The organism is Streptomyces venetus (genome assembly GCF_039540295.1).
Taxonomy (GTDB): domain Bacteria; phylum Actinomycetota; class Actinomycetes; order Streptomycetales; family Streptomycetaceae; genus Streptomyces; species Streptomyces venetus.
In genome coordinates, this window is record NZ_BAABET010000002.1 from 543,695 (window position 1) to 556,649 (window position 12,955).

The following is a 12,955-nucleotide window of genomic DNA, read 5'->3' on the forward strand; positions in this document are numbered from 1 at the left end:
GCACCCCACCCAACCACCAAACCACCGAACCACCGAATACCCGCAGCCTCACCCGCCCTTCCGGGCAGCCTCCCGCCGCTGCCGCTTCCCCAACGGCGCCTGCGAGAGGTCCTCGGCCTGCGACCGAAGGTTCTTGTAGCCGTACCCGCGCTCACCGAGCCACGCCCGGGCGGCCTCCTCGGCCCGTTCGGTGGCCTCCAGGATGTCCTCCTCGGCCTCCCCGGAGTCCAGGAAGCGGAAGGTGAAGGCGGGCCGGGCGGCGAGGTCGTACGTGAGGTTCCCCTCGGGCGTGAAGGCCGCGCGGAGGATGTCGTGCTCGGCGGCGCGGCCCAGCAGCTCGGCCCGCTGATCGTCGCTCAGTCCGTCGAAAACCCCGCGCACGATGACACGGAAGGTACGAGTACTCATCCCGCGACAGTAGGCAGCGGCCCTCTCACCACTCCACCCCTTTTCGCCTGCTTGCCGTCACCCCACAAGCAGCAGAACCACAACGAGCACCGCCCCGGCAACCGCAGGCGCCACGACCTCGTACGCCCACCGGACGGTCACCTCGCCCTGGGCCGTCTCCGCCTCGCGCCGCGCCTCGTGCAGCCCGCGCAGCTCGTCCATGATGCGGTCGGTCTCCGCCCGTGCGGGCCCGTCGGAGACCTGGCCGTGGCCGCTCGCGGCCCCCAGCCCCACCCCCATCCCGAGCGCACTGCCCCGCCCCTCGTCCCGCCCCATGGCTCGCCGCGCCTGCGCCGAGGCCCGCATCTCACGCCGCGCGGCCTTCTTGCGGGCGCGCAGCGAGACGGGGACGGCCCACAGCTGGTACTTGGTGCCGGACTCGGTGACGGCCTCGTTCGAGTAGGCGGACTTCAGTGAGGCGATCCGGCCCCAGGGCAGCGTGACGGCGCGGAAGGGGTTGCGTATGCGCAGCCGGTCATCGCCGGCGTACACGGCGGGCCGCAGGGTGAAGGCGACGACCAGCGGCACGATGAGCAGCATCAGTGCGAGCGCCAGCCAGGGCGTGCGGCCCTCGCCCGAGATCACCGCGTCGATGCCGAGCCACGCGGTGAGGGCGAGCAGCAGCACACCACCGGCGATGGCCGGGGCCGAGCGGTACACCCGGTCCTTGGACTCGGGCTGCGGCGCTGGTGACTGGGGCTCGGGGCTCGTCATGCCTCGATTCTGCCGGACCCGTCCCGGCCCGGGCCCCGGCCCCCTGGTTCCACTCCCCGCTCCCGCCCGGGCAAGCCCGGGGGCTGTACAGCCGCTACGCGCGTAGATATGCTCGTCTGGTGACCATGCCCAGTACTGCACTCACCGCAGCTCACCCCCTCAAGGACGTCACCGCGTCCGACAGCGCGCTGCGCCGCTTCCTTCACGGGCTCCCCGGCGTCGACGCGGTCGGACTGGAGGGGCGTGCGGCCTCCCTCGGTACCCGTTCGATCAAGACGACCGCGAAGGCGTACGCCATCGACCTCGCCATCTCGATGGTCGACCTGACGACGCTGGAAGGCGCGGACACCCCGGGCAAGGTCCGGGCGCTCGGCGCGAAGGCGGTCCACCCCGACCCGACCGACCGTACGACGCCCGCCACGGCGGCGGTCTGCGTCTACCCCGACATGGTGGCCGCGGCCAAGGAGGCCGTCGCCGGCTCCACCGTGAAGGTCGCCTCCGTCGCCACGGCGTTCCCGGCCGGCCGCGCCGCGCTCGACGTCAAGCTGGCCGACGTCCGCGACGCCGTCGCCGCGGGTGCCGACGAGATCGACATGGTCATCGACCGCGGGGCGTTCCTCGCGGGCCGGTACCTGAAGGTGTACGACGAGATCACGGCCGTGAAGGAGGCCTGCGGGACGTCCGCGCGCCTGAAGGTCATCTTCGAGACGGGCGAGCTGTCGACGTACGACAACATCCGCCGCGCGAGCTGGCTCGGCATGCTGGCGGGTGCGGACTTCATCAAGACGTCCACCGGGAAGGTCGCCGTCAACGCGACCCCGGCGAACACGCTCCTCATGCTGGAGGCGGTGCGTGACTTCCGCGCCCAGACCGGCATCCAGGTCGGCGTGAAGCCGGCCGGTGGCATCCGCACCTCCAAGGACGCCATCAAGTTCCTCGTCCTGGTCAACGAGACCGTCGGCGAGGACTGGCTGGACAACCACTGGTTCCGCTTCGGCGCCTCCTCGCTGCTGAACGACCTGCTGATGCAGCGCCAGAAGCTGGCCACCGGCCGCTACTCCGGTCCCGACTACGTGACGGTGGACTGAGCCCCCATGACTGTGGAAAAGATGCCCTCGGTATTCGCATACGCCCCGGCCCCCGAGTCCCGCTCGGTCGTCGACATCGCGCCCTCGTACGGCCTGTTCATCGACGGTGAGTTCGCGGACGCGGCGGACGGCAAGGTCTTCAAGACCGTCTCCCCGTCGAGCGAGGAGGTCCTCTCCGAGATCGCGCAGGCCGGTGCGGAGGACGTCGACCGTGCGGTGAAGGCCGCGCGCAGGGCCTTCGAGAAGTGGTCGGCGCTGCCCGGCTCGGAGCGCGCCAAGTACCTGTTCCGCATCGCGCGGATCATCCAGGAGCGCTCCCGCGAGCTGGCCGTCCTCGAAACCCTCGACAACGGCAAGCCGATCAAGGAGACGAGGGACGCCGACCTCCCCCTGGTCGCCGCGCACTTCTTCTACTACGCGGGCTGGGCGGACAAGCTCGACCACGCCGGATTCGGGGCGAACCCGAAGCCGCTGGGCGTCGCGGGCCAGGTCATCCCCTGGAACTTCCCGCTGCTGATGCTGGCGTGGAAGATCGCCCCGGCGCTCGCCACCGGCAACACGGTCGTCCTCAAGCCGGCCGAGACCACCCCGCTCTCGGCGCTGTTCTTCGCGGACATCTGCCGCCAGGCGGGCCTGCCGAAGGGCGTCGTCAACATCATCCCCGGCTACGGCGACGCCGGCGCCGCGCTGGTGGCCCACCCGGACGTGAACAAGGTCGCCTTCACCGGCTCCACGGCCGTCGGCAAGGAGATCGCCCGTACGGTCGCCGGTACGCGCAAGAAGCTCACGCTCGAACTGGGCGGCAAGGGCGCCAACATCGTCTTCGACGACGCTCCGATCGACCAGGCCGTCGAGGGCATCGTCAACGGCATCTTCTTCAACCAGGGCCAGGTCTGCTGCGCCGGCAGCCGCCTGCTGGTGCAGGAGTCGATCCAGGACGAGCTCTTGGAGTCCCTGAAGCGGCGGTTGTCCACGCTCCGTCTCGGCGACCCGCTGGACAAGAACACGGACATCGGCGCGATCAACTCCGAGGAGCAGCTGGCCCGTATCACCTCGCTCGTCGAGCAGGGCGAGGCGGAGGGCGCCGAGCGCTGGTCCCCGGCCTGCGAGCTCCCCGCCGCCGGCTACTGGTTCGCCCCGACGCTGTTCACGAACGTCACCCAGGCGCACCGGATCGCCCGCGACGAGATCTTCGGCCCGGTGCTGTCGGTCCTGACCTTCCGCACCCCGGACGAGGCGGTCGCCAAGGCGAACAACACGCCGTACGGCCTCTCCGCCGGCATCTGGACGGAGAAGGGCTCGCGCATCCTGGCGGTCGCGAACAAGCTCCGCGCGGGTGTCGTCTGGTCCAACACGTTCAACAAGTTCGACCCGACCTCGCCGTTCGGCGGGTACAAGGAGTCGGGCTTCGGCCGCGAGGGCGGCCGCCACGGCCTGGAGGCGTACCTCGATGTCTGATGCACGACTGTCGGTGTTCAAGACCTACAAGCTGTACGTCGGCGGGAAGTTCCCGCGTTCCGAGAGCGGCCGGGTGTACGAGGTGAGCGACTCGAAGGGCAAGTGGCTGGCGAACGCGCCGCTCTCCTCCCGCAAGGACGCCCGAGACGCGGTGGTCGCGGCCCGCAAGGCGTTCGGCGCCTGGTCCGGGGCGACGGCGTACAACCGCGGCCAGGTCCTCTACCGCGTCGCCGAGATGCTGGAGGGCCGCCGCGACCAGTTCACGCGTGAGGTGGCCGACGCCGAGGGCCTGTCGAAGTCCAAGGCGGCGGCGGTCGTGGACGCGGCCGTCGACCGGTGGGTCTGGTACGCGGGCTGGACGGACAAGATCGCCCAGGTGGTCGGCGGCGGCAACCCGGTCGCGGGCCCGTACTTCAACCTCTCCTCCCCCGAGCCGACGGGCGTCGTGGCTGTCGTGGCCCCCCAGGAGTCGTCGTTCCTGGGCCTGGTGTCGGTGCTGGCCCCGGTGATCGCGACCGGCAACACGGCGGTCGTGGTGGCGAGCGAGAAGTCCCCGCTGCCCGCGCTGTCCCTGGCCGAGGTGCTGGCCACCTCGGACGTCCCGGGCGGCGTGGTCAACGTCCTCTCGGGCCGCACGGCGGAGATCGCGACGCCGCTCGCCGCCCACCAGGACGTCAACGCGATCGACCTCGCGGGCGCCGACGAGGAACTGGCGAAGGAGCTGGAGATCGCCGCGGCCGACAACCTCAAGCGCGTCCTGCGTCCACAGCCTGTGGATTACGCGGAGACTCCCGGCATCGACCGCATGACGGCGTTCCTGGAGACGAAAACGGTCTGGCACCCCACGGGGTCACTGGGCGCGTCGGGTTCCTCGTACTAGCCCCGCCCCCGCCCTCTCGATGCGGAAGCCCCGGTCCTCCTCCGTCCAGGAGGGCCGGGGCTTCTCCCGTGCGCGGGCGCTGCCCGTCAGATGCCGAGCCGCTGCGCGATCCCGTCCAGCACGCAGTCGAGACCGAACTCGAACTCCCAGGCCCGGTCGTCCTTGCGGGACGCGTTGAGGGCGTACTGCTCGAAGGTGGGATAGCGGCCCGTGCTCACCAGGTAGCGCATCTGCGGGGCGAGGGCCTGCCGCGTCTCGTCGCCGCTGGTCCAGCCGTTGCGTTCCTGGTAGTCGCGCATGGCGATCTCGGTCTGGGCCGAGCCGTGCACGAAGGAGGTGACGGCCCGGAAGGCGGCCATCACCGAGTCGGCGTCCAGGCCGCAGACGGTGAGCGCGGCCAACTGCCGTTCCGCCACGGCCATCCGCGACGGCGTCAGCATGATCACCGGGGTGGGCATGGCCGCCATCCACGGGTGGGCGAGCATCAGCTCCCGGGTCTGGAGGGCGTAGGAGCGCAGCACCTCCCGCCAGTCCGTCGTGCCTTCCGGTACGGCCAGGTCCCGCGAGACCCGGTCGATCATGAGGGCCCAGAGGTCGTCCTTGCCGCCCACGTGCCGGTAGGCGGCCATCGGCGCGACGCCGAGCTTGGTCGCGAGGCGGCGCATGGTGACGGCGGCGCCGCCCTCCTCGTCGGCGATCTCGACCGCGGCGGCCGCGATCCGGTCCAGTGTCAGAGAGGTGCGGGGCGTCGGGGCGGGCCGCTCCATGCGTTCCCAGAGCGAGGGCGCCTCGGCCCCGCTCTCCTCGCCCGGCTTCTTCCCGACCGCCACGGCCTCTCCTCTCCCGTCCTGCAATGTCGTGTACAGCGTATGGCCAGTAGACGGCGTACACATCTGTGTGTACGTTGTACGCATAGAGATACGCCGTACACATCCAGGGGGAGACCCATGCCCGCCACCACCGAACCGCTCCGCGTCGCGGTCCTCGTCGGCTCGACCGGGAGGGACGCTTCGCACCCGTCGTGACGAAGTGGCTGACCGGCCACCTCGACCAGCGCGACGATCTGCGTGCCGATGTCGTCGACCTCGTCGAGACACCCCTCCCGACGGTGCTCCCGGCATTCGGCGGGCAGCTACCGCCCGGCACGCAGCAGCAGCTCGCCCTCATTTCACCGCGACTCTCGGCGGCCGACGCCTTCGTCCTCGTCACGCCCGAGTACAACCACAGCTTCCCGGCGTCCCTGAAGAACGCGATCGACTGGCACGGCGAGCAGTGGCACGGCAAGCCGGTCGGCTTCGTCTCGTACGGAGGCCTGTCCGGCGGTCTGCGCGCGGTGGAACAGCTGCGGGTCGTCATGGCCGAGGTGAACGCCACGACCATCCGCAACACCGTCAGCTTCCACAACGCCTGGAGCTGCTTCGACGCGGACGGCACCTGCACGGACCCCGCCGCCGACACGGCGGCGAAGGCCCTGCTCGACCAGCTCGCCTGGTGGGGCCACGCTCTGCGGGACGCCAAGACCGTCCGCGCCTACGTCGCATGACCGCCGAGTCCCGCGGCGGTGACGCCCCGGCCGCGTCCGCGGGCACGGCGCAGCCGGCCCTCCCGGACGCCCCGCCCTCCCGCATCGTCGTCCTCGGCCTGCTGCTCGGCATCGTGCTCGCCACGCTCGACGGAACCGTCGTCGGCACGGCGCTGCCCACCATCGTCGGCGAGCTGGGCGGCCTCGACCACCTGTCCTGGGTGATCACGGGCTACCTGCTCACCACCGCCGTCACCACGCCCATCTGGGGCAAGCTCGGCGACCTGTACGGCCACAAGCGCACCTACCTCACCTCCATCACCGTCTTCCTCGTCGGCTCCGTGCTGTGCGGACTCGCCCAGGACATGGGGCAGTTGATCGCTTTCCGGGCCCTCCAGGGGATCGGTGCGGGCGGGCTGTTCGTCGGCGCGCTCGCCCTCATCGGCACCCTGCTCACACCGGCGGAGGCCGGGCGTGCGCAGTCCCTGATCGGGGTGCTGCTGCCGGCCGCGATGATCGGCGGCCCCCTGGTCGGGGGCTTCCTGACGGACCGGCTGGACTGGCGCTGGGTCTTCTACGTCAACGTCCCGGTCGGCGCCTTGGCACTCGCCCTCATCGGCTTCGGGGTGCGGTTGCGCGACCCCCGTGCCGTGGCCAGGATCGACTTCGCCGGAGCCGGGCTGCTGACCTGCGCGATCCTCGCCCTGACGCTGCTGGGGAGCTGGGCGGGGACGACGTACGCCTGGTCGTCACCGCAGATCATCGGGCTCGCCCTGGTCTGCGCCGGCGCGCTGGCCGCCTTCGTCCGGGTCGAGCGGCGCGCCCCGGAGCCGGTGATCCCGCCCCGGCTGTTCCGCGACCGCAACTTCTCGGTGGCGCAGGTCATCAGCTTCGTCACGGGTGCGGCCATGCTGGCGGCGGCGAGCTATCTGCCGCAGTACCTGCAGTTCGTCCGGGGCATGTCGTCCACCGGGAGCGGTCTGCTGCTGCTCCCGCTGATGCTGGGCATGATGGGCGCCCAGTTGGCGATCGGCCGGCGGGTCGGTGCCGGGGGCCGCTACCGCTGCTATCCGATCGCGGGCGGCGCGCTGGCCGCGGCCGGGGCGCTGGCCCTGCTGACGCTGACCACGGCCACGCCGGCGCCGGTGGCTTCCGGCCTGACGCTGGTGCTCGGCGTGGGCATCGGCTGCCTGATGCAGCCGACGATGCTCATCACGATGAACAGTGCGGAACCGCGCGACATGGGGGCGGCCAGTGGCACCCAGACGCTGCTGCGCACCATCGGCGGCTCGCTCGGGGTCGCCGTCCTCGGCTCGGTCTACACCGGCCGGCTCACGGACGGCGTCACGGACCGGCTGGGCGCCGACGGCGCACGGCTGACCGGCCGGGAACTCACGCCCGAACTGCTGCGGGACCTGCCGGATCCGGTCCAGCAGGCCTTCCGGGCGGGCGTGGTGAACGGTCTGCACGGGGTCGCGCTCGGCACGGCCGCGCTGTGCGCGGTGGCGTTCGCGGTGTCCTGGCTGGTCCGGGAGGTCCCGCTGCGGGGCCGGTGAACTACCCGGAGATCCGCCTGGTGACCTGGCCCGGCGCCAGGGTGTCCCCGACCGTCGGCGCCTGGGCCACCGGGTCCGTCACCTCCCTGGACTCCACCGGCTTGAAGTCGGCGACCTTCGTGCCGACACCGTTGTCCAGCGGGTCGACTCCCGTGCCGGCGAGGGGGTTGGGCTTGAGGCCGGTGGCGGGGGCGGTGACGTGGTCGACGGTGTCGGTCGTGGTCCGCAGGCCGGACTCGGGGTCGGTCTTGCCGAGCGAGGTGCCGACGGTCTTCAGGACCGAGTCGGTCCCCGCCGCGGCCGACGCCGTGCCGGCCCCCAGCGCCACGCCCGCGGTGGCGAGGACGGCCAGGACGCGCCGGGCGGTCGGCTTCTTGGGAGAGACGTGTCGGGCCATCACTGCCACCTTCAGACGCACTGGGTAATCGAGTCGGAGCACAGGGTAGTTGAGATGTGACGCGCGCATCAAAGGCGACCTTCGGGGTCGTACGGTGCCCGCCGGATGCCTCACACTGGTGTCCCGTGAGTTCCCCACTGCCCATATCGACGCGAGTCGTGCTGCTCTGCGGCCCCTCCGGCTCCGGCAAGTCCCTCCTCGCGGCCCGCTCCGGCCTCCCGGTGCTGCGGCTCGACGACTTCTACAAGGAGGGCGACGACCCGACACTGCCTCTGGTGGCGGGGAGTTCCGACATCGACTGGGACCATCCGCACTCGTGGGACGCGGACACCGCCGTCGCCGCGATCGCCCGGCTGTGCCGCACCGGCCGTACGGACGCCCCCGTCTACGACCTCGCGCTGAGCGCCCGCACCGGCGAGGAGACGGTCGACATCGGCCGGACCCCGCTGTTCATCGCGGAGGGCGTCTTCGCGGCGGAGATCATCACGCGCTGCCAGGAGCTCGGCGTCCTCGCCGACGCGCTGTGCCTGAGCCGCGGCCCCGTGAAGACGTTCCGCCGCCGTTTCCTGCGGGACCTCAAGGAGGGCCGCAAGTCGGTGCCGTTCCTGTTGCGCCGCGGCTGGCGCCTGATGCGTCAGGAGCGCTCGATCGTCGCCCACCAGACCGCGCTGGGCGCGTACGCCTGCGACCGGGACGAGGCGATGGGCCGGCTGGCGGCCGCGGCGGCGGGCCGGTGCGCGAGCCTGCGTACAGCCGCCTAGGCGACGAGGGCGCAGAGAAGCGGGCACGAAAATGAAGCGGGACTGGACGGACCCCCCGGCCCTCCAGTCCCGCTCCCCCGTGTCCCCCCGCTCTCCCGCGCGGACGCCCCCCAGCGTCCGCGCGGTTCCCCCCGTCGGGCCCCGTTCCCCCGTGACCCTTTGTGGTGCTCCCCCCCCAGCCTTCAGGCGACGAGCTCGCCGAAGGCGTCCTCCTCGTCACGGCCGAAGCTGAGGACCTCGTCCTCGCGCAGCCGGCGGAGCGACCGCCAGATGCTGGACTTCACCGTGCCGACACTGATGTCGAGGATGTCCGCGATCTCCGGGTCCGTGCGGCCCTCGTAGTAGCGCAGGACCAGCATGGTGCGCTGGAGTTCGGGGAGCCGGGCGAGCGCCTGCCACAGGACCGCGCGCAGCTCGGTGCCGCGCATCGCGTCCGTGTCGCCGGGCGTCTCCGGCAGTTCCTCGGTCGGGTACTCGTTGAGCTTGCGGCGCCGCCAGGCGCTGATGTGCAGGTTCGTCATGGTGCGGCGCAGGTATCCGCCGACCGCCGCCTTGTCACTGATCCGGTCCCACGCCCGGTAGGTCGAGAACAGCGCGCTCTGCAGCAGGTCCTCGGCCTCGAAGCGGTCGCCGGTGAGGTGGTAGGCGGTGGCGTACAGGGAGGCGCGGCGCTCCTGGACGTAGGCGGTGAACTCCGCCTCCGACAGCGAGCAGCGCTCCCCCGATTCCTCCCTGTACGCGGCTCCCCCGTGAGCCTTGCTCTCCCCCGTGCGAGCGTCAACCACCGTCATGTAACCGGTGTGCTGACGCCCGGTGCCGCGAGCGCACCCCCGCCCGCTCACGGCACCGGACTTCTCCGAACCCCGGTTCACGTCGTGCAGACGCGTGATCACTGCGCTGGTGGTGGTGCCGTGCAGCGTGTTCATCTCGCGCCCCCCGTCGTGGACTTCCGGTGTGCGGCCCGCCGGTCGGGCGGGCTTCCTTGCTTGTGTCGAAAAGCTTGCCTCGGCACTTTCATCGCCGTGTCCGTCGACTGTCACAGACCTGTCACAGGGGTCGGCCACCGTGTGGCCACGGTTCGTTCACAGGCGTCGGCGGCAGGCGCGGCCGTGATCTCGGCCCACAGGTCGAACCCCGCCCCCTCCATGGGCCAGAATGAGCCCGTGCCTTCCCTGTTGCTGATCGAGGACGACGACGCCATCCGGACGGCCCTGGAGCTTTCTCTGACGCGCCAGGGTCACCGCGTGGCGACCGCTGCCAGTGGTGAGGACGGTCTGAAGCTGCTCCGTGAGCAGCGGCCGGATCTGATCGTGCTGGACGTGATGCTGCCCGGCATCGACGGGTTCGAGGTGTGCCGGCGCATCCGGCGCACGGACCAGTTGCCGATCATCCTGCTGACCGCGCGCAACGATGACATCGACGTGGTGGTCGGGCTGGAGTCCGGCGCCGACGACTATGTCGTCAAACCGGTGCAGGGGCGGGTGCTGGACGCCCGGATCCGGGCCGTGCTGCGGCGCGGCGAGCGGGAGTCCAACGACGCGGCGTCGTTCGGCAGTCTCGTCATCGACCGCTCGGCGATGACGGTGACGAAGAACGGCGAGGACCTCCAGCTCACGCCGACCGAGCTGCGGCTGCTGCTGGAGCTGAGCCGGCGGCCGGGGCAGGCGCTGTCCCGGCAGCAGCTGCTGCGGCTGGTGTGGGAGCACGACTACCTGGGCGACTCGCGGCTCGTGGACGCCTGTGTCCAGCGGCTGCGCGCCAAGGTCGAGGACGTGCCGTCCTCGCCGACGCTGATCCGTACCGTGCGTGGTGTCGGCTACCGGCTGGACCCGCCTCAGTGACACGGGGGCATCAGGGGGGAGGCCGCGGCTGGACCGCGGCGCGCAAGGGAGTCTGGTCGCGGCTGCGTTTCACGAGCCTGCGGCTGCGGTTGGTCGTCGTGTTCGGCCTGGTGGCGCTGACGGCCGCCGTGTCCGCGTCCGGTATCGCGTACTGGCTCAACCGTGAGGCCGTGCTGACGCGCGCCCAGGACGCGGTGCTGCGCGACTTCGAGCAGGAGATGCAGAACCGGGCGGGTGCGCTGCCCGAGCGACCGACGCAGGACGAGTTGCAGCACACCGCGGGCCAGATGGCGGGCAGCGACCAGCGCTTCAGCGTGCTGCTGGTCGCCACCGACGCCGACGGCAGGACCGTCTACGGCAGCTCCGGGGGGCTGAACGGCTTCTCGCTGCGGGACGTTCCGGCCTCGCTGCGCACGGCGGTGAACAGGACGCAGAAGGTCGACGCGAACAACAAGCACCCGTACCACCTGTACTGGCAGCGCATAGTCGACCACGACACTCCGTACCTGGTGGCCGGGACGCGGGTGATCGGCGGCGGTCCCACCGGCTACATGCTGAAGTCGCTGGAGCCGGAGGCCAAGGACCTGAACTCGCTGGCCTGGTCGCTGGGGATCGCCACGGGGCTCGCGCTGATCGGCTCGGCGCTGCTCGCGCAGGCCGCGGCGACGACCGTGCTGAAGCCGGTGCAGCGGCTCGGGACGGCCGCGCGGCGGCTCGGCGAGGGGAAGCTGGACACCCGGCTCAGGGTGTCCGGTACCGACGAACTCGCCGATCTGTCCGTGACGTTCAACAGCGCGGCCGAGGCGCTGGAGAAGCGGGTCGCCGACATGGCCGCGCGGGACGAGGCGTCGCGGCGGTTCGTGGCGGACATGAGCCATGAGCTGCGGACACCGCTCACCGCGATCACCGCCGTGACGGAGGTGCTGGAGGAGGAGCTGGAGGCGGAGACCGGGAGCATGGACCCGATGATCGAGCCCGCCGTACGGCTGGTGGTCAGCGAGACGCGGCGCCTGAACGACCTCGTCGAGAACCTGATGGAGGTCACCCGCTTCGACGCGGGGACCGCCCGGCTCGTCCTGGACGACGTCGACATCGCCGACCAGATCACCGCGTGCATCGACGCCCGTGCCTGGCTGGACGCGGTCGAGCTGGACGCCGAGCGGGGCCTGCACGCCCGGCTGGATCCGCGTCGGCTGGACGTCATCCTGGCCAACCTCATCGGCAACGCGCTCAAGCACGGCGGCTCCCCGGTGCGGGTGTCCGTCCGTGCGGACGACGACTCGCTGGTCATCGAGGTGCAGGACCACGGGCCCGGCATCCCCGAGGATGTCCTGCCGCACGTCTTCGACCGGTTCTACAAGGCCAGCGCCTCCCGGCCGCGCTCCGAGGGCAGCGGCCTGGGCCTGTCCATCGCTCTGGAGAACGCCCACATCCACGGCGGCGAGATCACCGCGGCCAACTCGCCCGACTCGGGTGCGGTGTTCACCCTGCGGCTCCCGCGCGACTCGTCCGAACCCGGGGAAGAGCCCGCCGAGGGCGAGCAGAAGCCCGGGGAGGACGCCGACCGGCCCAGGGGCGAGGACTCGAAGGGGGACGCCTGATGAGGCTGATGAGCCTGATGAGCACACGCCGATCGTCGACCGCGCCTTCCGGGGGCGCCGGCGCGCGGCGGGGGCCGCTCGTGGCGCTGGGCCGGCTGGCCGCCGTTCCCGCGCTCGCCGTGCTGCTCGCCGGGTGCGGTATCCGGGCCACGGAGGTGCCGACGAACTTCGGCCCCGCGCCCTCGCGGGTGCAGTGCTCGCTCGCCGAGCCGGACGTGGCGGCGCAGGCCGCCCGGGGGCTGCCGGTGCAGGTGTTCCTGCTGTGCGGGTCCTCGCTCGTGACCGTCGACCGGACGGTGCGGGTCCCGGACGGCGCCGCCGACTCCGAGCGGCGCATCCTGGTGGCGCAGGGCCTGCTGGACCAGCTCGCCACGCCACCCTCGCCCGCCGAGAAGGAGGCCGGCTACAGCACGGACGTGCGCGGCGGCATCACGGTCGGCAGGCCCCGGGCCGGCGACCCGGAGGACACGCTGCGGCTCAGCACGGCCCCGGACAGCCTCACCTCGTACGCTCTCGCCCAGATCGTCTGCACGTTCTCCGACTCGGCGGCCGCCGAGGGCGACGGGTCCGTGGTCCTGGGCGGCCCCGGCGCCGAGTCCCCGCGCCGCTACGAGTGCACCGACGAGGTGCGGGCTCGTCCGGGCAGCACGGAACCGCCGTCCCGGGACGCGGCCGGCGAGTGAGGAGGCC

Annotated in this window: 13 protein-coding genes and 1 pseudogene; 9 read left to right on the top strand and 5 right to left on the bottom strand. The window is 71.7% G+C overall.

All coding sequences use genetic code 11. From position 1 onward, the window contains the following. Positions 1–48: 48 nt before the first annotated feature. Positions 49–408 (bottom strand): DUF6204 family protein, encoded by a 360-nt coding sequence (locus tag ABEA82_RS07360; RefSeq protein ID WP_345660564.1) that lies wholly within the window; start codon positions 406–408, stop codon positions 49–51. Positions 409–465: 57 nt separating this feature from the next. Further along, positions 466–1,161 (bottom strand): PH domain-containing protein, encoded by a 696-nt coding sequence (locus tag ABEA82_RS07365; protein WP_345660565.1) that lies wholly within the window; start codon positions 1,159–1,161, stop codon positions 466–468. Between the two features lie 125 nt (positions 1,162–1,286). Here ABEA82_RS07365 and deoC point away from each other — a divergent pair, with 125 nt between their 5' ends. The 3 genes from deoC to ABEA82_RS07380 are packed head-to-tail and all read left to right on the top strand — an operon-like array spanning position 1,287 to position 4,587. Continuing rightward, positions 1,287–2,249, top strand: a complete 963-nt coding sequence (deoC, locus tag ABEA82_RS07370) for a deoxyribose-phosphate aldolase (RefSeq protein ID WP_345660566.1) — start codon at positions 1,287–1,289, stop codon at positions 2,247–2,249. 21 nt (positions 2,250–2,270) lie between these two features. After that, entirely contained in the window at positions 2,271–3,707 is a 1,437-nt protein-coding gene (locus ABEA82_RS07375) for an aldehyde dehydrogenase family protein (RefSeq protein ID WP_345660567.1), read from the top strand. Beyond that, a complete protein-coding gene (locus ABEA82_RS07380; protein WP_345660568.1) occupies positions 3,700–4,587 on the top strand; it encodes an aldehyde dehydrogenase family protein in 888 nt (295 codons plus the stop codon). Before ABEA82_RS07375 ends, ABEA82_RS07380 begins: the two co-directional genes overlap by 8 nt. Before the next feature lie 86 nt (positions 4,588–4,673). On the opposite strand, the gene ABEA82_RS07385 is transcribed toward ABEA82_RS07380, so the two are convergent. Further along, positions 4,674–5,417 carry a TetR/AcrR family transcriptional regulator gene (locus tag ABEA82_RS07385; protein ID WP_345660569.1) on the bottom strand — a complete coding sequence of 248 codons (744 nt, stop codon included), beginning with the start codon at positions 5,415–5,417 and terminating at the stop codon, positions 4,674–4,676. Positions 5,418–5,534: 117 nt separating this feature from the next. Between ABEA82_RS07385 and ABEA82_RS07390 the strand changes: the two are divergent. Together ABEA82_RS07390 and ABEA82_RS07395 are read left to right on the top strand one after the other, a co-directional pair. Continuing rightward, positions 5,535–6,130, top strand: a pseudogene (locus ABEA82_RS07390) (NADPH-dependent FMN reductase). After that, positions 6,127–7,665 carry an MDR family MFS transporter gene (locus ABEA82_RS07395; RefSeq protein WP_345660570.1) on the top strand — a complete coding sequence of 513 codons (1,539 nt, stop codon included), beginning with the start codon at positions 6,127–6,129 and terminating at the stop codon, positions 7,663–7,665. The pseudogene ABEA82_RS07390 and the gene ABEA82_RS07395 overlap by 4 nt, the downstream one beginning before the upstream one ends. A gap of 1 nt (position 7,666) precedes the next feature. Here ABEA82_RS07395 and ABEA82_RS07400 read toward each other — a convergent pair whose 3' ends face one another. After that, entirely contained in the window at positions 7,667–8,062 is a 396-nt protein-coding gene (locus tag ABEA82_RS07400; RefSeq protein ID WP_345660571.1) for a hypothetical protein, read from the bottom strand. Positions 8,063–8,118: 56 nt separating this feature from the next. Between ABEA82_RS07400 and ABEA82_RS07405 the strand changes: the two genes are divergently transcribed. Further along, entirely contained in the window at positions 8,119–8,823 is a 705-nt protein-coding gene (locus tag ABEA82_RS07405; protein ID WP_425588491.1) for a uridine kinase family protein, read from the top strand. A gap of 182 nt (positions 8,824–9,005) precedes the next feature. Here ABEA82_RS07405 and ABEA82_RS07410 read toward each other — a convergent pair whose 3' ends face one another. Next, entirely contained in the window at positions 9,006–9,749 is a 744-nt protein-coding gene (locus ABEA82_RS07410; RefSeq protein WP_345660573.1) for a SigE family RNA polymerase sigma factor, read from the bottom strand. Between the two features lie 237 nt (positions 9,750–9,986). Here ABEA82_RS07410 and afsQ1 point away from each other — a divergent pair, with 237 nt between their 5' ends. From afsQ1 to ABEA82_RS07425, 3 genes are read left to right on the top strand one after another with little or no spacing between them, the layout of a single operon-like run. Continuing rightward, a complete protein-coding gene (gene afsQ1, locus ABEA82_RS07415; protein WP_150482700.1) occupies positions 9,987–10,664 on the top strand; it encodes a two-component system response regulator AfsQ1 in 678 nt (225 codons plus the stop codon). Further along, positions 10,661–12,265 carry an ATP-binding protein gene (locus ABEA82_RS07420; protein WP_345660574.1) on the top strand — a complete coding sequence of 535 codons (1,605 nt, stop codon included), beginning with the start codon at positions 10,661–10,663 and terminating at the stop codon, positions 12,263–12,265. The genes afsQ1 and ABEA82_RS07420 overlap by 4 nt, the downstream gene beginning before the upstream one ends. 17 nt (positions 12,266–12,282) lie before the next feature. Beyond that, on the top strand, positions 12,283–12,948 hold the full coding sequence (locus tag ABEA82_RS07425; protein WP_345660575.1) for a hypothetical protein: 666 nt from the start codon (positions 12,283–12,285) through the stop codon (positions 12,946–12,948). Positions 12,949–12,955 lie beyond the last annotated feature (7 nt).